Source organism: Escherichia sp. GZ89 (genome assembly GCF_019366485.1).
Classification (GTDB): domain Bacteria; phylum Pseudomonadota; class Gammaproteobacteria; order Enterobacterales; family Enterobacteriaceae; genus Escherichia; species Escherichia fergusonii.
In genome coordinates, this window is sequence record NZ_JAEOHX010000015.1 from 1 (window position 1) to 18,163 (window position 18,163).

General features: G+C 46.8%; 20 protein-coding genes and 1 pseudogene. 8 read left to right on the forward strand and 13 right to left on the reverse strand.

Annotation, left to right across the window (positions count from 1 at the left end; genetic code table 11):
- Positions 1-75: 75 nt before the first annotated feature.
- A pseudogene (locus K0335_RS18950) lies at positions 76-405 on the reverse strand (hypothetical protein); the annotation flags it as partial.
- 220 nt (positions 406-625) lie between these two features.
- On the opposite strand from K0335_RS18950, the gene K0335_RS18955 reads away from it, so the two are divergent.
- From K0335_RS18955 to K0335_RS18965, 3 genes are all read left to right on the forward strand, one after another.
- On the forward strand, positions 626-1,546 hold the full coding sequence (locus K0335_RS18955; RefSeq protein WP_000181884.1) for a Kdo(2)-lipid IV(A) acyltransferase: 921 nt from the start codon (positions 626-628) through the stop codon (positions 1,544-1,546).
- A 182-nt stretch (positions 1,547-1,728) separates the two neighbouring features.
- Positions 1,729-2,955, forward strand: a complete 1,227-nt coding sequence (gene mdtG, locus K0335_RS18960) for a multidrug efflux MFS transporter MdtG (RefSeq protein ID WP_000075067.1) — start codon at positions 1,729-1,731, stop codon at positions 2,953-2,955.
- 82 nt (positions 2,956-3,037) lie between these two features.
- Entirely contained in the window at positions 3,038-3,412 is a 375-nt protein-coding gene (locus tag K0335_RS18965; protein ID WP_000180065.1) for a MysB family protein, read from the forward strand.
- Here the strand turns inward: K0335_RS18965 and K0335_RS18970 are convergent, their stop codons facing one another.
- The 3 genes from K0335_RS18970 to mdoG all read right to left on the reverse strand — a co-directional run bounded on the left by K0335_RS18970 (position 3,413) and on the right by mdoG (position 7,864).
- Positions 3,413-3,640, reverse strand: a complete 228-nt coding sequence (locus tag K0335_RS18970) for a YceK/YidQ family lipoprotein (RefSeq protein ID WP_001210959.1) — start codon at positions 3,638-3,640, stop codon at positions 3,413-3,415. It lies immediately after the preceding gene.
- Positions 3,641-3,792: 152 nt separating this feature from the next.
- Complete coding sequence (gene mdoH / locus K0335_RS18975; RefSeq protein ID WP_104917371.1) at positions 3,793-6,336, reverse strand: glucans biosynthesis glucosyltransferase MdoH; 2,544 nt, start codon at positions 6,334-6,336, stop codon at positions 3,793-3,795.
- Positions 6,329-7,864 carry a glucans biosynthesis protein MdoG gene (mdoG, locus tag K0335_RS18980; RefSeq protein ID WP_015953466.1) on the reverse strand — a complete coding sequence of 512 codons (1,536 nt, stop codon included), beginning with the start codon at positions 7,862-7,864 and terminating at the stop codon, positions 6,329-6,331. The genes mdoH and mdoG overlap by 8 nt, the downstream gene beginning before the upstream one ends.
- Before the next feature lie 273 nt (positions 7,865-8,137).
- On the opposite strand from mdoG, the gene mdoC reads away from it, so the two are divergent.
- Positions 8,138-9,298: a glucans biosynthesis protein MdoC gene (gene mdoC, locus K0335_RS18985; protein ID WP_001070381.1), complete on the forward strand. Its 1,161-nt coding sequence runs from the start codon at positions 8,138-8,140 to the stop codon at positions 9,296-9,298.
- A gap of 7 nt (positions 9,299-9,305) precedes the next feature.
- Here the strand turns inward: mdoC and K0335_RS18990 are convergent, their stop codons facing one another.
- From K0335_RS18990 to csgB, 6 genes are all read right to left on the reverse strand, one after another.
- Positions 9,306-10,787: a phospholipase D family protein gene (locus K0335_RS18990; protein WP_180492020.1), complete on the reverse strand. Its 1,482-nt coding sequence runs from the start codon at positions 10,785-10,787 to the stop codon at positions 9,306-9,308.
- Entirely contained in the window at positions 10,729-11,262 is a 534-nt protein-coding gene (ymdB, locus tag K0335_RS18995) for an O-acetyl-ADP-ribose deacetylase (protein WP_000842231.1), read from the reverse strand. The genes K0335_RS18990 and ymdB overlap by 59 nt, the downstream gene beginning before the upstream one ends.
- A 94-nt stretch (positions 11,263-11,356) precedes the next feature.
- Positions 11,357-11,671: a hypothetical protein gene (locus K0335_RS19000; RefSeq protein WP_000879861.1), complete on the reverse strand. Its 315-nt coding sequence runs from the start codon at positions 11,669-11,671 to the stop codon at positions 11,357-11,359.
- A gap of 115 nt (positions 11,672-11,786) precedes the next feature.
- A complete protein-coding gene (gene csgC / locus K0335_RS19005; protein ID WP_001094297.1) occupies positions 11,787-12,119 on the reverse strand; it encodes a curli assembly chaperone CsgC in 333 nt (110 codons plus the stop codon).
- 59 nt (positions 12,120-12,178) lie between these two features.
- Positions 12,179-12,637: a curli major subunit CsgA gene (csgA, locus tag K0335_RS19010; RefSeq protein ID WP_000765273.1), complete on the reverse strand. Its 459-nt coding sequence runs from the start codon at positions 12,635-12,637 to the stop codon at positions 12,179-12,181.
- A gap of 40 nt (positions 12,638-12,677) precedes the next feature.
- A complete protein-coding gene (csgB, locus tag K0335_RS19015) occupies positions 12,678-13,127 on the reverse strand; it encodes a curli minor subunit CsgB (protein ID WP_024256466.1) in 450 nt (149 codons plus the stop codon).
- A 746-nt stretch (positions 13,128-13,873) separates the two neighbouring features.
- On the opposite strand from csgB, the gene csgD reads away from it, so the two are divergent.
- Genes csgD through csgG form a run of 4 tightly spaced genes read left to right on the forward strand, consistent with a single transcriptional unit; the run spans position 13,874 to position 16,218 of the window.
- Positions 13,874-14,524: a biofilm master transcriptional regulator CsgD gene (csgD, locus tag K0335_RS19020; protein ID WP_000490584.1), complete on the forward strand. Its 651-nt coding sequence runs from the start codon at positions 13,874-13,876 to the stop codon at positions 14,522-14,524.
- A 4-nt stretch (positions 14,525-14,528) separates the two neighbouring features.
- Positions 14,529-14,918, forward strand: coding sequence for a curli production assembly/transport protein CsgE (gene csgE, locus K0335_RS19025; RefSeq protein ID WP_000833257.1), 390 nt, complete (start codon positions 14,529-14,531; stop codon positions 14,916-14,918).
- A gap of 23 nt (positions 14,919-14,941) precedes the next feature.
- A complete protein-coding gene (gene csgF / locus K0335_RS19030) occupies positions 14,942-15,358 on the forward strand; it encodes a curli production assembly/transport protein CsgF (protein ID WP_104920238.1) in 417 nt (138 codons plus the stop codon).
- 26 nt (positions 15,359-15,384) lie between these two features.
- Positions 15,385-16,218 carry a curli production assembly/transport protein CsgG gene (gene csgG / locus K0335_RS19035; RefSeq protein WP_001189333.1) on the forward strand — a complete coding sequence of 278 codons (834 nt, stop codon included), beginning with the start codon at positions 15,385-15,387 and terminating at the stop codon, positions 16,216-16,218.
- 37 nt (positions 16,219-16,255) lie between these two features.
- Here the strand turns inward: csgG and K0335_RS19040 are convergent, their stop codons facing one another.
- The 3 genes from K0335_RS19040 to K0335_RS19050 form a co-directional block, all read right to left on the reverse strand.
- Positions 16,256-16,738 carry a DUF1097 domain-containing protein gene (locus K0335_RS19040; protein WP_219394005.1) on the reverse strand — a complete coding sequence of 161 codons (483 nt, stop codon included), beginning with the start codon at positions 16,736-16,738 and terminating at the stop codon, positions 16,256-16,258.
- Positions 16,739-16,838: 100 nt separating this feature from the next.
- The gene (locus K0335_RS19045; RefSeq protein WP_001001886.1) at positions 16,839-17,393 is read right to left on the reverse strand and encodes a molecular chaperone; all 555 of its coding nucleotides are present in this window, start codon (positions 17,391-17,393) and stop codon (positions 16,839-16,841) included.
- Positions 17,394-17,416: 23 nt separating this feature from the next.
- Positions 17,417-18,154 carry a phosphatase gene (locus K0335_RS19050; protein WP_219394007.1) on the reverse strand — a complete coding sequence of 246 codons (738 nt, stop codon included), beginning with the start codon at positions 18,152-18,154 and terminating at the stop codon, positions 17,417-17,419.
- Between the last annotated feature and the right edge of the window lie 9 nt (positions 18,155-18,163).

Here is an 18,163-nt window from a genome sequence, read left to right on the forward strand (position 1 = left end):
ATTTGATCATATGACAAGATGTGTATCCACCTTAACTTAATGATTTTTACCAAAATCATTAGGGGATTCATCAGTGCGCAGCACCCAAAATGATTTCCCATCATCATCCAGTGCAATATTAAGACGCAGATTATTTAATGCCGGATCAAAGGAATACAACTGTTGGCGAAACTTATCAACATGACTCTCGGGAACGCTAATTTGTGCATTGATCCCTTCATGCGCCAGGTAAACCCGGCCAAACACATTCAGCGCAGTAAATAATTTGTACAGTGCATCACGCGTGGTTTGTGGATCGGCAATGGTGAAATATTTATAGAACGAAATAGTAGTACGCGGTTCGTTCTCGGCGAGCATTTTGGCTTTCAGCGCGTCATTAGAGATGCGGTTATGTAACACTGGCATGGTGTACGGTTCCTGAATGGGAAGTAAAATCGGCCGCATGATATAGCAATTCTTTCACAGTAACATCCACACATTTTACGCTACATTTGCATCTTAAAATTAATCAGTAGCTTACAATTGTGGTAATTTCACCCATTCTGATAGCGTATATTTTAGTTACGGACGAAAAAGTGCAACAATACATAGAATTGCCAGTTATAGGTTCAAACACAGGATTGACATGACGAATATACCCAAGTTCTCCTCAGCTCTACTTCATCCACGTTACTGGTTAACCTGGTTGGGTATTGGCGCACTTTGGTTGGTCGTGCAGTTACCCTACCCGATTATCTATCGTCTGGGCTGCGCGATGGGGCGTCTGGCGTTACATGTTATGAAACGACGCGCCCAAATTGCTTATCGCAATCTGGAGCTTTGCTTTCCAGAAATGAGTGAGCAAGAGCGCCATGAGATGGTCGTGAAAAATTTCGAATCCGTAGGCATGGGGCTGATGGAAACCGGAATGGCATGGTTCTGGCCAGACCGTCGTATTGCGCGTTGGACAGATGTGATTGGTATGGAGCATATCCGTGAAGTTCAGGCGCAAAAGCGCGGTATCTTACTGGTCGGCATTCATTTTTTAACACTTGAACTTGGTGCTCGCCAGTTTGGTATGCAGGAACCAGGGATTGGTGTTTATCGCCCGAATGATAATCCGCTGATCGACTGGCTACAAACCTGGGGTCGCTTGCGCTCCAATAAATCGATGCTTGATCGTAAGGATCTGAAAGGCATGATCAAGGCGCTCAAAAAGGGGGAAGTCGTGTGGTATGCCCCCGATCATGATTACGGTCCACGGGCCAGTGTGTTTGTACCGCTGTTTGCTGTAGAACAAGCCGCCACCACCTCTGGCACCTGGATGCTGGCGAAAATGTCAGGTGCCTGCCTGGTACCGTTCGTTCCCCGCCGCAAACCTGATGGTAAGGGGTACGAACTGATTATGCTGCCACCAGAATGCTCACCACCGCTGGATAATGCCGAAACGACCGCTGCGTGGATGAACAAAGTCGTCGAGAAATGCATCATGATGGCCCCTGAGCAATATATGTGGCTGCATCGTCGCTTTAAAACGCGCCCGCAAGGTGTTCCTTCGCGTTATTAATTCATTTCCTCGTAAATCGGATAAGATGCAACCCGCATCTTATCCGGCAACAACCGCTCTGCCGTAATTTAGCGATAAAAGCTCTCCACATTGCAGCATCTATATGTCAGGCGCATAATTAGTGTGCTTACCTTTTTCTCCTGTAAATACAAGTACCCCCTGCTTACAAACTGTGGATTACTATGTCTCCTTCTGAATCTGACGACGCTATAAACTGGAAACGAAATCTTATTGTTGCCTGGCTGGGCTGTTTTCTCACCGGCGCTGCGTTCAGTCTGGTCATGCCTTTCTTACCTCTCTATGTCGAAGAACTCGGTGTCACTGGTCACAGTGCCCTGAACTTATGGTCCGGGATCGTCTTCAGCATTACCTTCCTTTTCTCCGCGATCGCATCACCGTTTTGGGGTGGACTGGCTGACCGTAAAGGTCGAAAAATCATGCTATTGCGCTCAGCCCTGGGAATGGGGATCGTCATGATTTTAATGGGGATGGCACAAAATATCTGGCAGTTTTTGATCCTGCGTGCACTGCTGGGATTGCTGGGTGGCTTTGTCCCTAATGCGAATGCGTTGATCGCAACACAAGTGCCCCGCAACAAAAGTGGTTGGGCGCTGGGCACACTCTCAACCGGTGGTGTAAGTGGCGCACTACTTGGTCCCTTAGCTGGCGGTTTACTGGCTGATCACTACGGTTTACGCCCGGTGTTTTTTATAACAGCCAGCGTGCTAATGCTCTGCTTCGTGGTAACGCTCTTGTGTATCAAAGAGAAGTTTCAGCCCGTCAGTAAGAAAGAAATGCTGCATGTGCGCGAGGTCGTGTTCTCGCTGAAGAATCCCAGGCTGGTGTTGAGTCTTTTTGTTACCACGATGATTATTCAGATAGCTTCCGGCTCCATCGCCCCCATTCTTACGCTCTATGTCCGTGAACTGGCCGGTAACGTCGGCAATATCGCTTTTATCAGCGGCATGATCGCCTCTGTACCTGGTGTTGCTGCTCTTCTTAGCGCCCCACGTCTTGGTAAACTTGGAGATCGCATCGGGCCGGATAAGATCCTGATTGCTGCGCTGATCTTCTCTGTTCTGCTGTTGATCCCGATGTCGTTTGTTCAGACACCGTGGCAACTCGGCATCCTTCGTTTTTTACTGGGAGCTGCTGACGGTGCATTACTTCCCGCTGTTCAAACATTGCTGGTGTATAACTCCTCTAACCAAATTGCCGGGCGTATTTTCAGTTATAACCAGTCATTTCGCGACATCGGTAACGTTACCGGCCCGTTAATGGGGGCCGCGATATCGGCTAACTATGGTTTCCGCGCAGTTTTTCTGGTCACTGCATGTGTCGTGCTGTTTAACATAATTTATTCCTGGAATAGTTTACGTCGCCGCCGCGAACCTCAAGTATTAGGTTGATTTTTACCCATTCAGACTTGCAAAACTGGAGAATCAGCTATTCTTTTCCCTGAAACCTCATCAAATTAAAGGGAGAAACGTGATGACCATGTACGCAACACTTGAAGAAGCAATTGACGCTGCACGTGAAGAGTTTCTTGCGGATAATCCAGGTATCGAAGCCGAAGAAGCGAATGTGCAACAGTTCAATGCGCAAAAGTATGTTCTACAGGATGGCGACATCATGTGGCAGGTTGAGTTTTTTGCCGACGAAGGGGAAGAAGGCGAATGTTTGCCTATGCTAAGCGGTGAAGCAGCACAAAGTGTTTTTGACGGCGATTATGATGAGATCGAGATCCGTCAGGAATGGCAGGAAGAGAACACACTTCACGAATGGGATGAAGGCGAGTTTCAACTGGAACCACCGCTGGACACCGAAGAAGGCCGGGCAGCGGCTGATGAATGGGATGAGCGTTAATTATTCATACGGCCCGTGATGAATATCAACCGGAAGCAGGAGGGTATCGAAAACCAGTGAGAACGGCAGGTCGAGGATTGTGACATAACGCCATGCAGAGTCACGTACATCCCACTGCACGCCGGGATAATACTGGTTGCCATGCCCCTGCCCCGGAATGGTACGGCTAATAATACTGCCACAGCCGCTAAGCAGGGTGATCATGATGCTTACCGCAATGAAACGCATTGGATACCTGCTCCGTAAAAAATACCGGCGTTACGCCGGTATATGTCGGATGCGATATGAATGCCTTATCCGGCCAACAAAATCATGCAAATTTAACACGTTGCAGGAAGATTGCAGGCCTGATAAGCACAGCACATCAGGCTATTTTGCCGTTACTGAGAAGCTTCATCTGGCTTACGTAATGCCAGAGGATTCAACGTCAGTGTCTCGTAGTAATTGACCCAGGATGAATATTTCTCCGGGGAATTCCAGACCCGATAATGCAGGCGAGCCATCGTCACTGGATCACTCAACAAGACCAGACGACGGTCACGATTGAGTTTTTCAGGCGTTTCATTGAGCGCCTGTTCAACATGGCGATCACGAGCAATTTCCAGTACTTTGCTGGCACGGTGACGTGCAGTCGCCATTGCTGTAGCCAGTGCGTTAAACGACGGGTTAAACACGGCATGCATAAAGCCATCTTCAAGCGCACGCTGGCGATTCATCTCAAGGAAGCGATCGGTATCTACCAGCACCTGCGGTGGTGAATACTCTTCCGGGATAAGGAACAATTTCCAGCGTTTGGTACGCAGTCCAACAGTTGCACGACTGGAGATCACCGACACAAATGGCGACAGGATCAGCGAGAAGACAATCGGCGCCAACCAGAACAAGAAGCGTAAATCCAGCCACGCCATGCCAACTGCCCATACCAATCCAAGCAGCAACTGTGAGCCGTGACGTTTAAACGCTTCCACCCATGAAGTGGAGTCATCGTCACGTTGCGGCGAATTCCATACTACCTCCCAGCCAAGGAAAGCACTGACCACGAACACGGTATGGAACAACATACGCACTGGAGCCAGCAGGACAGAAAACAGCACTTCCAGCAGCAACGATAATGTGACGCGCCAGAAACCGCCGTACTCTTTGGTGCCTTTACACCAGATGAGCATAATACTCAGTAGTTTTGGCAAGAACAGCAGCACCATCGTCGAGGCAAACAACGCGATTGCCAGTTCAGGTCGCCACTGTGGCCAGACCGGGAACAACTGACGCGGCTGGAGGAAGTATTGTGGTTCTGTCAGCGCATGTACCACCTGCAACGCGGTAGAGAGCGCAAGGAACATAAACCACAACGGCGCGGAGAGATAAGACATTACCCCTGTCAGGAATACAGCGCGATGTACCGGGTGCATTCCTTTTACCAGGAACAGACGGAAGTTCATCAGGTTACCATGACACCAGCGGCGGTCGCGTTTCAGTTCATCCAGCAGGTTAGGCGGCAACTCTTCATAAGAACCAGGAAGGTCATATGCAATCCATACGCCCCATCCGGCACGGCGCATTAATGCCGCTTCAACGAAGTCATGTGAAAGAATTGAACCTGCAAATGAACCTTCACCTGGCAATGGCGCCAGCGCGCAATGCTCGATAAACGGTTTCACGCGGATAATCGCGTTATGTCCCCAGTAGTGCGATTCCCCTAACTGCCAGAAGTGCAACCCGGCAGTAAAGAGCGGCCCATACACACGGGTAGCAAACTGCTGACAACGAGCATACAACGTATCCATCCCGGATGCTTTCGGTGATGACTGAATAATCCCGGCGTTCGGGTTAGCCTCCATCAGGCGTACCAGACCACACAAACAATCACCGGTCATCACGGAGTCAGCATCCAGCACCACCATATAACTGTACTGGCTACCCCAACGGCGACAGAAGTCATCAATGTTACCGCTCTTACGCTTCACACGGCGGCGGCGGCGGCGATAGAAAATCTGTCCTTCGCCACCCACTTCAGCGATCAGCTCCATCCACGCTTTTTGCTCTGCCACGCAGATATCGGGGTTGTAACTATCGCTTAAAATGTACACATCAAAGTGCTTCGCATTGCCTGTGGCTTTTACTGATTCCCATGTTGCACGCAGCCCCGCAAACACACGGTTAACGTCTTCGTTGCAGATAGGCATGATCAGTGCAGTACGATGCTCAGGATTTAACGGTTCATCACCGACAGTTGATGCAGAAATACTGTATTTATCGCGACCAATCAGCAGTTGCAGAAAGCCCATTAATGCTGTCCAGAAGCCTGCCGAAACCCAGCAAAAGAGGACAGCAAAAAGGATCAGAATCCCCGTTTGCAACATGTAAGGCAGAAGCTGCATAAAGGAGACCCACAAATCCTGGTCAAGCATATCTGCCGGGTTAATGAATGCCCAGCCCTGATACGGCAGAATTGTCTTCATGTACCAGGTGGCTACCACCGTTTGCGCCAGCGTCAGGATCAACAGAATATAGCGACGAATCGTGCCCACGGTACGCCACTTCTGCTCGCTGACCTGCTCCTCTTTGGTCAACCTTGCAAGGTAACGCGGGGTAACATCACGGCCACGCAAGCGATCCCAAAAACGCCCTACCGGGTTTGTACGCCAGGGATCAGGAAACATTGATGAGCGTTTCGCTTTCGGCATAGCATTGAGCTGATCACGACCTTCATCATCTTTAATCAATTGACCATCGGCCAGGGAATCTGGCCAGGCCTGCTCAAGACGAGCTTTTACCGAACCTTGCGGAGAGTCATCATCTCGGGGCCAGTCGCGATGCTCGGCATCCAGCGCCTGATGTACAGCGCGGATATCAGTTTTCGGCAATGCCGCTTTTTCGATATCCGAAAGCGGCATCGCGTCAATGTACTCAGTTGTCTTATTCATTGGCAGGTAACTGGTAGCTCCAGGTTTCACTCAGCGTTTTATCGGCAGTGGCCAGCGCTGCACGCATCTCAGTAGGTTTCTTGGCATCTTTTACTTTTACACGCATGGTAAGACGCCAGCCCTTGATGGCCGGGTTATAACGCACAGAACTTTCAACAATCTCACCGTTATCGCCAATACTGGTTTGCGCCGTAACTGGAGTATCCTGAGGCAGTTTTTTCATCTCTGTGCCCGTAAAGTCCACCACAAATGCGATAGTTCCGTCAGGCTGACGAATCAGGTTCGATTGCTTGACATCCCCCGTGGAGCGACGGGTTTGCTGCACCCAGGCGTTATCCGGTGCATGGAGTTTGTCTTCATCGCGGCTAAAGGTGATGGTGTACTTGAAATTCATCTCTTTACCCGGTTCCGGCAACTGGTCAGGAGTCCAGTAAGCCACGATGTTGTCGTTCGTTTCATCATTGGTTGGAATTTCCACCAACTCTACTTTGCCTTTACCCCATTCACCTTTTGGAGTGACCCAGGCGCTTGGACGCAGATCGTAACGATCATCCAGATCTTCGAAGCGAGAGAAATCGCGCCCACGTTGCAGTAAGCCAAATCCCTGCGGGTTTTCCATCGCATAACTGCTGATAGCAAGATGTTTCGGATTATTCAGCGGACGCCAAATCCATTCACCATTGCCAGCATGAATTGACAAGCCATTTGAGTCATGTAATTCCGGGCGATAGTTGGTTGCCGGAGAAGGCTGGTTCGGACCAAACAGGAACATACTGGTCAATGGCGCAACACCCAGTTTGCCTACTTTGTCGCGCAGATAAACTTTTGACTGCACGTCTACTACCGTGTCACGGCCTGGCATTACCACAAAACGATAAGCACCCGTAGCACGAGGGGAATCAAGTAATGCGTAAATGGTTAAGCGTTTGTCGGTCGGTTTTGGACGTTCGATCCAAAACTCGCGAAAGCGGGGAAATTCTTCACCTGATGGTAATGCTGTATCTATTGCCAGCCCACGAGCAGAAAGACCATAGACCTGACCTGCGCCGATCACACGGAAGTAGCTGGCGCCGAGCATGCTGAGAATTTCATCGTTTTTATCTTTGCTATTGATCGGATAAAGCACTTTAAAACCAGCAAAACCAAGATCTTTTACGGTGTCTTTATCATGCTTAACATCGCCAAAATTGAAGTAATCAGGGCTATATTTAATGCGTTTAACCGTAGTTGCGGTAACTTCGTTTATTTTAACAGGCGTGTCGAAGTACATCCCCTGATGGTAGAACTCGAGCTTGAATGGAGTCTTCAGGTTGCTCCAGTATGCTTTGTCACTGTTAAACTGGATCTGCTGATAGTCCGCATATTTCATATCGCGGAAGACGGAGGGCAAGTTGCTTTTCGGCGCCTCATAGCCTTTCCCGGCTAAGGATTGAGCTTGCTTCGCCACATCATCAATACTGAACGCCCAGCTTGACGACGTATACAGGGTTAACATTACTGCAGCACTCAACCAACGCATTTTCATCATTTGTAGTTTATGTTTCATAATTTCTAAGCACTTCCCCCTTTGTGTGCTTATATCGATCCGATCTATTTTAATGGATAAGCAGGCATTACGACAACTGAATCCCGGCAACGTTCAGCGTGCTGGCTCATGGATTAAGCACCTTTCGGACCCCCTGGCGTCTTTGTGTAATTATCCTGGAGACAGATCGCCAGAGTTCGTGTAGGGTTGCCACCGCAATGTAACCATTATCCTGCTTACGGATAAGACGAATAGTCCGAGATACCATAATCATCTATGAATCCAGTACCCACACAGCGTGAATATTTTCTCGACTCCATCCGCGCCTGGCTGATGTTGTTAGGGATCCCTTTTCATATTTCCCTGATTTATTCAGGGCACACCTGGCATGTAAATAGCGCTCAACCATCCTGGCTGTTGACACTGTTTAACGACTTTATCCATTCATTTCGTATGCAGGTGTTTTTCGTTATATCGGGCTATTTTTCGTACATGTTATTTTTACGCTATCCCATTAGACGCTGGTGGAAAGTTCGCGTAGAACGTGTCGGTATTCCGATGTTAACCGCTATACCTTTGTTAACCTTACCGCAATTTGTTATGTTGCAATATGTAAAAGGTAAAGCGGAAACGTGGCATACGTTGTCGTTATATGAAAAATATAACACGCTGGCCTGGGAATTAATTTCCCACCTCTGGTTTCTGTTAGTTCTGGTGGTGATGACATCACTTAGTGTGTGGATTTTTGGCCGTATCAGAAAAAGCCTGGAGGATCGACCTGATAGCACGCCAGGGTGGTGTTCAATGAGTAAGCTATCACTCATTTTTTTGTTACTCGGCATTGGTTATGCGGCGATTCGTCGGCTTATTTTTCTTGTTTACCCGCCAATTCTCAGCGACGGGATGTTCAATTTTATTGTCATGCAAACGCTGTTTTATATGCCTTTTTTTATTCTGGGCGCGTTGGCGTTTATTTATCCCAAACTTAAAGCATTATTCACCACGCCATCGAAAGGTTGCACAATTGCCGCAGCGCTGGCATTTGTTGCTTATCGCTTAAACCAACAATATGGCAGTGGTGATGCGTGGATGTATGAAACTGAATCGGTGATCACCATGGTTATGGGCCTGTGGATGGTCAATGTGGTCTTTTCTCTTGGTCATCGTTTATTAAACTTTCAGTCAGCGCGGGTGACTTATTTCGTCAATGCCTCACTGTTCATCTATTTAGTTCACCATCCATTAACGCTATTTTTTGGTGCTTATATCACACCCCATATCAGCTCAAACTGGTTAGGATTCATTAGCGGGATGATTTTTGTGGTGGGTATTGCCATTATTTTGTACGAAATTCATTTGCGCATCCCACTGTTGAAGTTTTTATTCTCCGGCAAACCAGCAATGAAGCGTGACAATAATAATGCGGTGGCACGCTAAGTACAGGTCACAATAACCATTCAACCGGCAAAAGCCTCGCCAGTTTCACCAGAGCCCGTTTCCACAATGTGGTCGCGGGTTCTTTTTTTAGCACAACATCCCTGTCTTGTTGGTGCTCGATCCAGTTAATTCGCCCCCATTTATCCAGGCGCAACTGCCAGGCAGCATCATGCAAACTTTGTAAAAAGCGCTTGTGAATCAGCGAAGCCAAAGCTTCGCTTTCAATGACAAATCCCATTTCCGTATTAAGTTGTATTGAGCGAGGATCAAAATTAAACGAACCGATAAATACTGTTTTACTATCTATACTGAAAGTTTTGGCATGCAAACTGGCACCAGAGTTACCGGTAATTCCGCGATCACGAATAACGCTCGGTTGCTCACGAGTTGGTTTTAGCTCATATAACTCCACTCCATAACGCAACAGTTTCTTACGCCAGCGGGCATAACCTGAGTGCACCACTGCCACATCATTGGCGGCAAGTGAATTAGTCAGGATGGCGATTTTCACCCCTTTTCGCACCAGCCTGAGTAACTGCGCAACACCGGCACGAGTAGGGACAAAATAGGAGGATATGATATCCACGCGCTCGGCGGGCGAGCCCATTACATCAAACAAACGTTGCGGCAACAGAGAATGTCGTTGCGCTTTGCCCTCACCTTTTGCCGGATCATCACTTAACAAACGTGTTTTTGCCCAAATCAGTGGCAATGAGCGATTATAAAGATGAGTCATAAACTGACTGGTTTCCAGTATATGCATATAGCGCTGAGCCATCGGATCGTTTTGCCAGGAGTCTGGTACAACAATCCGTTCTGAGATCTCTTGCTCAGAAAGCGAGAGCACCTGTTGCAACGAAGCGACAGATCCACAATGCCAGTAACGTTCAAAATCATCTGCCACATCGCTGACTACTGGGCCAACAGCCAGCACATCAAGATCCGAAAACAGAGGTTCTTCCCCTGCACCGAAATACGCATCGCCAATATTGCGCCCACCCACCAACGTGACAACACCATCAACAGTAAAACTTTTATTGTGCATCCGGCGATTAAGACGGGCGAAATCCGTCAAATAGCCCAATGGGCGCAAGAGGCGAAAAGAAAAAGGATTGAACAACCGAATCTCAATATTCGGATGGCTATCCAACAGCCGCAAGGTGTCATCAAGACCAGGTGTATTATTATCATCCAGCAGCAAGCGCACATGCACTCCACGTTTCGCCGCAGCAAGGAGCGCTGCAAATAGCAAACGACCAGACATATCGTCCTGCCAGATGTAATACTGCACATCCAGGGTACGCTCTGCCATTTCGGTCAATCGATAACGGGCAGCAAAAGCATCCAGGCTATCATCAAGGGGCAGCAATCCACACTGCCCCGGATGTTGTGCGCACAACGGTTCTACCGCTAGTGCCAGACGGGGCAAATCACTCATCTCCTTGTTGGGTAAGGAGTCTGTTATAAAGGCGGGCGTTTTCTTCATCATAACAGACAAAGTATATCTGCTCCGGTAAGGCGTGACGGGTTATAAAATCTGAAACTGTTTTTACAGCAATTTCTGCCGCAGCTGCTCGTGGAAATCCATATACCCCGGTACTAATGGCAGGAAAGGCGATTGACTTATAGCCATTGGCTTGCGCCAGCTTCAGGCTGTTCAGATAGGCATCATGTAATAATTGATCCTCGTTGTGCTCACCATCACGCCACACAGGGCCTACAGTATGAATCACCGCCCTGGCAGGAAGATTTCCGGCAATAGTAATCACCGCATGACCCGTGGGACATTCCCCTTGTTGGCGGCGAACTTTCTGGCAGGCTTCGAGGAGTTCCGGCCCCGCAGCACGATGAATCGCACCATCGACCCCACCGCCGCCCATTAATGATGAGTTCGCAGCATTAACTATCACATCAACTGCGAGCTGGGTAATGTCGCCCTGCAATACATGAATTCGCGATTTCATAACTCCTCCTTGCAACTTGTCTTGTAAGTGTACAGCAGGGTTTTAGCTAAAATCGCAGTTTTTATTCGCTGTTAAGATAATCCTCACGCCAGTGCTAACGATATTCGATAGTCATAATTGCCAATTTTTTGTCTTTATCAAGATAATGCATATTTACATTTGCTGTCGCTGCCAGTTGCGGTGATGTTTTAGTGAGTTGCTGGAGAGTAAAACGTGATGTTTTGATCTGACCGTTTTGTAGACAACTCATAACCACATGCTGATTATCAACAGATGAATCACAGGGTGGTTCGACGACTTGTCCACGAAACTGGATCACACCACCAGTAACATTACTGCCTGCCAGTACCGGGTAAGAGATAATAGCTATGGTAGCCAGACAGATTCTCAAATGATGTTTTGCCAACATAAATGCATCCTTAATAAGGACTCATCCTTAAGTGCGAGTTTTGCGCGAAAAGGGTCACAATAGTTATGACAGCGGTCTGCATTTCCTGCCAGTCAGCAAAGAATAAATTCTCCGGTTATGAAGAACTTGCAGAGGACGGCCATTGTTGTGATAAATGCAGTGATTTTCCGTCAGAAACAGTAACAACTATTTTAACTGTGTCTTCAGGTGAAATATTTAGCTTAAGCGTCGTTAAATCAATTGGCTGATTGGCCGGTATTGAGCGTGTTTGTTGTTGCTGAGTTTGACTTTGCCCACCACTTCCCTGGCGTAATGACATTATTTTTATCTGGCATACACAAGACTCTGTGAGTGTGACCTGAGGAATAATAGTGTAAATATCCCCCTGTTGCTGGGCATTAAACGTAATTTGACTGGAAAGTGCCGCCAGTAATAAGAGTGTGTTCATTGTATACCCCCGAAAAAAAACAGGGCTTCCGCCCTGTTTTCTGTAATACAGATTATGTATTAGTACTGATGGGCAGTAGCGTTGTTGCCAAAGCCAACCTGGGTAACATTTACTTGAGAGTTAGAAGCAGTCTGGTCAACAGCGGCGCCGTTGCCACCACCGTATTGTTTAACTTTCATAATAGAATCTTTGCTGTTCCACTGGTCCAGAGTAGCACTGTTACCAAAGCCACGCTGCAGCAGATCGATTGAGCTGTCATCAGAACCTTGTCCAACGTCAGCACCGTTACCGCCGCCGTGTTGAGTGATTGTCAGATCAGAGTTTTTAGCATCAGTTTGCAAGGCAACAGCAGAGTTACCGCCACCGTACTGATAAATGTTCAGTTCTGAATTCGGGCCGTTGTTATTACCATTACCCGGGTTATGACCGCCACCGCCGCCAAACTGAGGAACAGTACCAGCCAAAACGCTACCAGAGAACACGATTGCTGCAATTGCTGCTACTTTGAAAAGTTTCATCTTAAACCCCCATCGGATTGATTTAATAGTCGCTAAGGTATTAACGTTGTGTCACGCGAATAGCCATATTCGACTGTCTCTGCACTACAATTGCCGTTTTTTGAGTACCATACTGCGTAATATTTGCTTTATTCCCAGAACCTTTCTGGAGAATTATCGCTGTATTACCATATGAACCTTGCGAAATACTGGCATCGTTCGCACTGCCTGACTGATCAATATAAGCAAGGTTATAATCTCCTGATTGGTCAATCTTCGCCCGATTACTTCCACCTTCTTGAGAAATAACCGATAAAAGTTTTGAGCCTCCCTGGCGTATTTGTGCACTGTGGTCAGTACCATATTGACCAATAATGGCTGCCTGATTTAATGAAGACTTGCTTAATTCATTAACCGCAAAATTATATTCTGAGTTAGCCATATCAGTTGCGGTTGCAATCCCAGGCGCACCCAGTATTGTAAACATCATAAATAACAATTTGTTTTTCATGTTGTCACCCTGGACCTGGACATACATTTAAGTTCCACTTTATGTTAACCCGAATCGTTTTTTGTTAACGCCGAGTTACGATGAAGAGTATGTCTGCGGAAACATTTTTAATAACTCACCCGCCAGTTGTATTTTTATTACCTTTGTCACACCAAAGTATTAATTAACGCATAATCATGCTGCCAGACATGGCTTTTATTTGCTTATAAATGATTGTGATATTTATCGTTTCACAATTTAGTTAAAAATATTTTTATGGCTATTTTCCATGTCTGCAAGGCATTTTTTGATGAGTGCTCGAGCATGACGTGACAAACCTCGTCTTTTTGTCGCAAAAATTTGTCCAGAAGCAGGAAGATAAATTTCCAGTAATTCACCAGGACAGAAAACTTCATCAAATAATATTAATATATCTAAATATCAATTAGTTACATATATTTGTATGATTTTTTAAATCTGTACAACAACTATCAGATGTACAACTTTTCTATTAAATTCGAACTTAAGAAAAGCTTAAGATTAACATTTAAATATATAGAATTACATTTTGTTACAAGTTTAACGCTTGCTTTAAGATTTGTAATGACTAGATTGAAATCAGATGTAGTTCATTAGTTTTATATTTTACTTATTTAAGTAGTATTTATTCTACACACAGCAGTGCCACATCTTTCAGTACTTCTGGTGCCTTTTTTTTCAAGAGGCAGCTGTTGGATGTGTGACAAATAAAAAAGTGGGGTTTCATCATGTTCAGTGAAGACCATAGTATTCATACACATACACTGTTATTGATTACCAAACCATCTCTGCAGGCAACGGCATTACTGCAGCATTTAAAGCAATCACTGGCGATACCTGGAAAACTGCATAATATTCAGCGGTCTCTGGACGATATATCCTCCAGTTGTATTGTTTTACTTGATATGATGGAAGCAGACAGAAAACTGATTCACTACTGGCAGGACAACTTAAGTCGGAAGAATAACAATATCAAAACGTTATTGTTAAATACTCCTGACGACTATCCCTATCGGGAAATTGAAAACTGGCCGCACATCAATGGTGTTTTTTACGCAGCAGAAGATCAGGAATGCGTGGTAAATGGATTACATGGCGTTTTGCGTGGTGAGTGTTATTTCTCGCAAAAACTGGCCAGCTACCTGATTACCCATTCTGGTAATTATCGTTACAACAGCACGGAATCAGCATTACTCACTCATCGGGAAAAAGAGATCCTTAATAAACTGCGTATCGGCGCCTCCAACAATGAGATCGCGCGTTCTCTGTTTATCAGTGAAAATACGGTCAAGACACATCTTTATAATCTTTTCAAGAAGATATCTGTTAAAAACCGTACTCAAGCTGTCTCATGGGCAAACGATAACCTCAGGCGATAGAGCCATGAAGCGCTATTTAAACTGGATGTTAGCAGCACAACTTATGTTTGCTGCCGGTAACCTTCACGCCGTTGAAGTAGAGGTTCCTGGATTATTAACTGACCATACCGTGTCCTCAATTGGCCATGATTTTTATCGCGCCTTTAGTGATAAATGGGAAAGTGAGTACACAGGAAACTTATCCATTAATGAAAGACCCAGCGCGCGGTGGGGAAGCTGGATAACGATAACGGTTAATCAGGACGTTATCTTCCAGACTTTTTTATTCCCCATGAAACGTGATTTTGAAAAAACGGTAGTCTTTGCGCTGCTGCAAACCGAAGAAGCGTTAAAACGTCGGCAAATAGATCAGGCGCTGTTAGGCACCGGTGATTTGGCGCACGATGAATTTTAATACTAATCAGTCCGGAGGCTATAATGCGTGTCCAACATGCGGTAGTACTGCTTATGCTTATTTCGCCACTCAGTTGGGCCGGAAATATGACATTCCAGTTCCGTAATCCTAACTTTGGCGGTAATCCCAATAATGGTGCTTTTTTATTGAATAGTGCCCAGGCACAAAACTCCTATAAAGATCCCAGCTATGACGACGATTTTGGTATAGAAACGCCCTCAGCACTGGATAACTTTACCCAGGCGATCCAGTCGCAAATATTAGGCGGCTTACTGACCAATATAAATACCGGCAAACCAGGCAGACTGGTCACCAGTGATTTTATTGTTGATATTGCTAACCGTGATGGCCAATTGCAATTAAACATTACGGACAGAAAAACTGGCAAAACATCAACTATTGAAGTCTCTGGTTTGCAAACAAACTCTACCGATTTTTAAGCCACAGCAACGTAAGGACCAACATCATGCAGCGCTTATTTGTTTTAGTGGCCGTTATTTTATTGAGCGGATGCTTAACCGCGCCGCCAAAAGAAGGGGCAAAGCCGACATTAATGCCGCGGGCGCAGAGTTATAAGGACTTAACGCATTTGCCTTCGCCAACAGGTAAGATCTTTGTTTCGGTTTACAATATTCAGGACGAAACCGGGCAGTTTAAACCCTACCCGGCCAGTAACTTCTCTACCGCTGTTCCGCAAAGCGCCACCGCGATGCTGGTTACGGCACTAAAAGATTCACGCTGGTTTGTGCCGCTGGAGCGCCAGGGCCTGCAAAACCTGCTGAATGAACGCAAAATTATTCGTGCAGCTCAGGAAAACGGAACAGTGGCGGTAAATAACCGCATTCCGCTCCAGTCACTGACAGCGGCGAATATCATGGTTGAAGGCTCAATTATCGGCTATGAAAGCAACGTGAAATCTGGTGGTGTGGGGGCCAGGTATTTCGGTATTGGCGCAGATACGCAGTATCAACTCGACCAAATTGCAGTGAACCTGCGCGTCGTCAATGTCAGCACGGGGGAGATTTTGTCATCCGTGAATACCAGTAAAACCATTCTGTCTTATGAAGTACAGGCAGGTGTATTCCGCTTTATCGACTACCAGCGGTTACTGGAAGGGGAAATTGGCTATACCTCTAACGAACCTGTGATGCTGTGCCTGATGTCAGCCATTGAAACAGGTGTTATCTTCCTGATTAACGATGGTATTGATCGTGGTTTGTGGGATTTACAAAATAAAGCCGACAGACAAAACGACATTCTGGTGAAATACCGTCATATGTCTGTTCCCCCAGAATCCTGATGTGATGTATAAAAGCGTGCGGTTACCCCGCACGCTTTTATTTTGGTGTTACAGCCTGGGAGATATTTTTTTCACGGCGAGCCGCTAACCACAATCCACTATTTTTCATTGCGTATCCAAACACCAACCCCAGGGCCAGAGATGGCAGCACCAATTTCCAGTCGCCCTGCCCGGCGAACGTGGCACATGCGCCAATAAAGGTGCCTGGTACAAAAGAAAGCAGTAGCTGTTTAGCCTGCACACACATCAGGAATGCCACAATACCGGTCAGCACATAACTGACTATTTCCAGCTGTGGTGCCAGCGAACTACCATGAATGATTACCAGCGCCCACACCACTCCACTTAACAGCGTACATGCAGAGATCGCCAGCCCCTTCAGGCCTCCTTGCGGACAGGCAAAATAGGCTGTACAGCCCAGAAAACCCGCCCAGCTTAGCAGACCCAACGAAACTGCCACCCATCCCCAAATACCGGAGAGAATGCCAGTTGTTATTGCAATTGAGATAAGTATGTTCATGCGGCGCATGATAGCAGAAAAGTGCGCAACAAATGAGATCGCGCACACATTTTATGCAATGCAACACTCATGTTGCATTGCATAGTGATTTAGATCACATTTACTCTTCGATTTCTTCTTCCAGTTCGTCCCACATCGCACCAATGGCATCACGCGTAAGTGGAGCCATCGTCCGCCAGAACGGCGTAGTTGCGTGTGCTTCCACTTTTCCGAGGAAAGTACCGCACCACGGCAAAATATATTGCGCAAACAGTGTTTCCAGTGTTTCGCTTTCATCTTCTGTTGAGTGATCTTCCAGCCAGGATGCAGCAAGTAGCAGTGTACCGATATGATCAGCAGGGGTATCTGCCAGCGGCATTCCGCGCCCGGAAAGGAATGCACGCACTTCAGCCTCTGTAGCACCTTCGACCCAGGCACTACGATATGGCGAAACAGCGCACTCATCCCCGACAAACAGCGCATTATAATCAGCAGCCAGTTGCGTCATATCGCAGCTTTTTTGTAAACGCGCCAGCAACTCATCCTGCTCCAGCGGCCAACTGGCTGCCAGTTTACCTTCCCGAATCAGGTTAAACAGCGGTACCAGCAACGGATCCTGCGGTTGACGATAGTAAAGTGAGCCAAGAACACGACACAGGATAGAAAACTCGTTCATCAATATATTCCAGTAACCAGTAATTAAAGTTCAGCAAATTCAGCAATTGGCGTCATACCGCGAGATTCAAGGAATCCCAACATACGTGCAGGCGAAACGTTGAGGATACGATCCTCAGGAAAATCTACCGCTTCGATAATTTTAAGCGCTTCATCAAACTCGCCAAGGGTATAGGCGGTGTGCGAGTCAGATCCCAGAGCGATCCAGCCACCTGCATCACGGACTGCCGCAGCTACTGCCCGACAATTATCTTCACTACCTTTACGCGAGTGTATAAATGAGGAGTTATTGATCTCCAGCGCAACCTGGTGTTTAGCTGCCGCCTCGGCAACTGCCATGATATCGATAGGATATTTGGGATTGCCGGGATGGCTAATAATATGCACGTTGCCACTGGCAATGGTGGCAATCATCGCCTGGGTATTGGTGGCTTTATCATGAGGTGCGAACACAGGCTCATGGAAGCCTGCAATAATCAGGTCCAGAGAATCATACATCTGACCAAAGCAGTCAATTTCACCTTCGGTATTTTTGATATTGGCCTCAATGCCACGCAAGATCCCTACTCCATCAACGATACGAGGCCAAATTCGCATATTAATAAAATGCCAGTGATGTGGAGCATCGGCCATATCAGGGCCGTGGTCAGTAATGGCAAATAACTTAATGCCTTTGCGTTTGGCTTGCGCAATATAATCGCTCATAGTGCTATATGCATGAGTACTGGCAACAGTGTGCATATGCAAATCGACGGGATACATAGTTCTCTC

Bases quoted from the DNA above. Each gene is read 5' to 3' on its own strand.
- K0335_RS18955 (WP_000181884.1), top strand. From the start codon at position 626: ATGACGAATATACCCAAGTTCTCCTCAGCTCTACTTCATCCACGTTAC.
- mdtG (WP_000075067.1), top strand. From the start codon at position 1,729: ATGTCTCCTTCTGAATCTGACGACGCTATAAACTGGAAACGAAATCTT.
- K0335_RS18965 (WP_000180065.1), top strand. From the start codon at position 3,038: ATGACCATGTACGCAACACTTGAAGAAGCAATTGACGCTGCACGTGAA.
- K0335_RS18970 (WP_001210959.1), bottom strand. From the start codon at position 3,640: ATGCGTTTCATTGCGGTAAGCATCATGATCACCCTGCTTAGCGGCTGT.
- mdoH (WP_104917371.1), bottom strand. From the start codon at position 6,336: ATGAATAAGACAACTGAGTACATTGACGCGATGCCGCTTTCGGATATC.
- mdoG (WP_015953466.1), bottom strand. From the start codon at position 7,864: ATGATGAAAATGCGTTGGTTGAGTGCTGCAGTAATGTTAACCCTGTAT.
- mdoC (WP_001070381.1), top strand. From the start codon at position 8,138: ATGAATCCAGTACCCACACAGCGTGAATATTTTCTCGACTCCATCCGC.
- K0335_RS18990 (WP_180492020.1), bottom strand. From the start codon at position 10,787: ATGATGAAGAAAACGCCCGCCTTTATAACAGACTCCTTACCCAACAAG.
- ymdB (WP_000842231.1), bottom strand. From the start codon at position 11,262: ATGAAATCGCGAATTCATGTATTGCAGGGCGACATTACCCAGCTCGCA.
- K0335_RS19000 (WP_000879861.1), bottom strand. From the start codon at position 11,671: ATGTTGGCAAAACATCATTTGAGAATCTGTCTGGCTACCATAGCTATT.
- csgC (WP_001094297.1), bottom strand. From the start codon at position 12,119: ATGAACACACTCTTATTACTGGCGGCACTTTCCAGTCAAATTACGTTT.
- csgA (WP_000765273.1), bottom strand. From the start codon at position 12,637: ATGAAACTTTTCAAAGTAGCAGCAATTGCAGCAATCGTGTTCTCTGGT.
- csgB (WP_024256466.1), bottom strand. From the start codon at position 13,127: ATGAAAAACAAATTGTTATTTATGATGTTTACAATACTGGGTGCGCCT.
- csgD (WP_000490584.1), top strand. From the start codon at position 13,874: ATGTTCAGTGAAGACCATAGTATTCATACACATACACTGTTATTGATT.
- csgE (WP_000833257.1), top strand. From the start codon at position 14,529: ATGAAGCGCTATTTAAACTGGATGTTAGCAGCACAACTTATGTTTGCT.
- csgF (WP_104920238.1), top strand. From the start codon at position 14,942: ATGCGTGTCCAACATGCGGTAGTACTGCTTATGCTTATTTCGCCACTC.
- csgG (WP_001189333.1), top strand. From the start codon at position 15,385: ATGCAGCGCTTATTTGTTTTAGTGGCCGTTATTTTATTGAGCGGATGC.
- K0335_RS19040 (WP_219394005.1), bottom strand. From the start codon at position 16,738: ATGAACATACTTATCTCAATTGCAATAACAACTGGCATTCTCTCCGGT.
- K0335_RS19045 (WP_001001886.1), bottom strand. From the start codon at position 17,393: ATGAACGAGTTTTCTATCCTGTGTCGTGTTCTTGGCTCACTTTACTAT.
- K0335_RS19050 (WP_219394007.1), bottom strand. From the start codon at position 18,154: ATGTATCCCGTCGATTTGCATATGCACACTGTTGCCAGTACTCATGCA.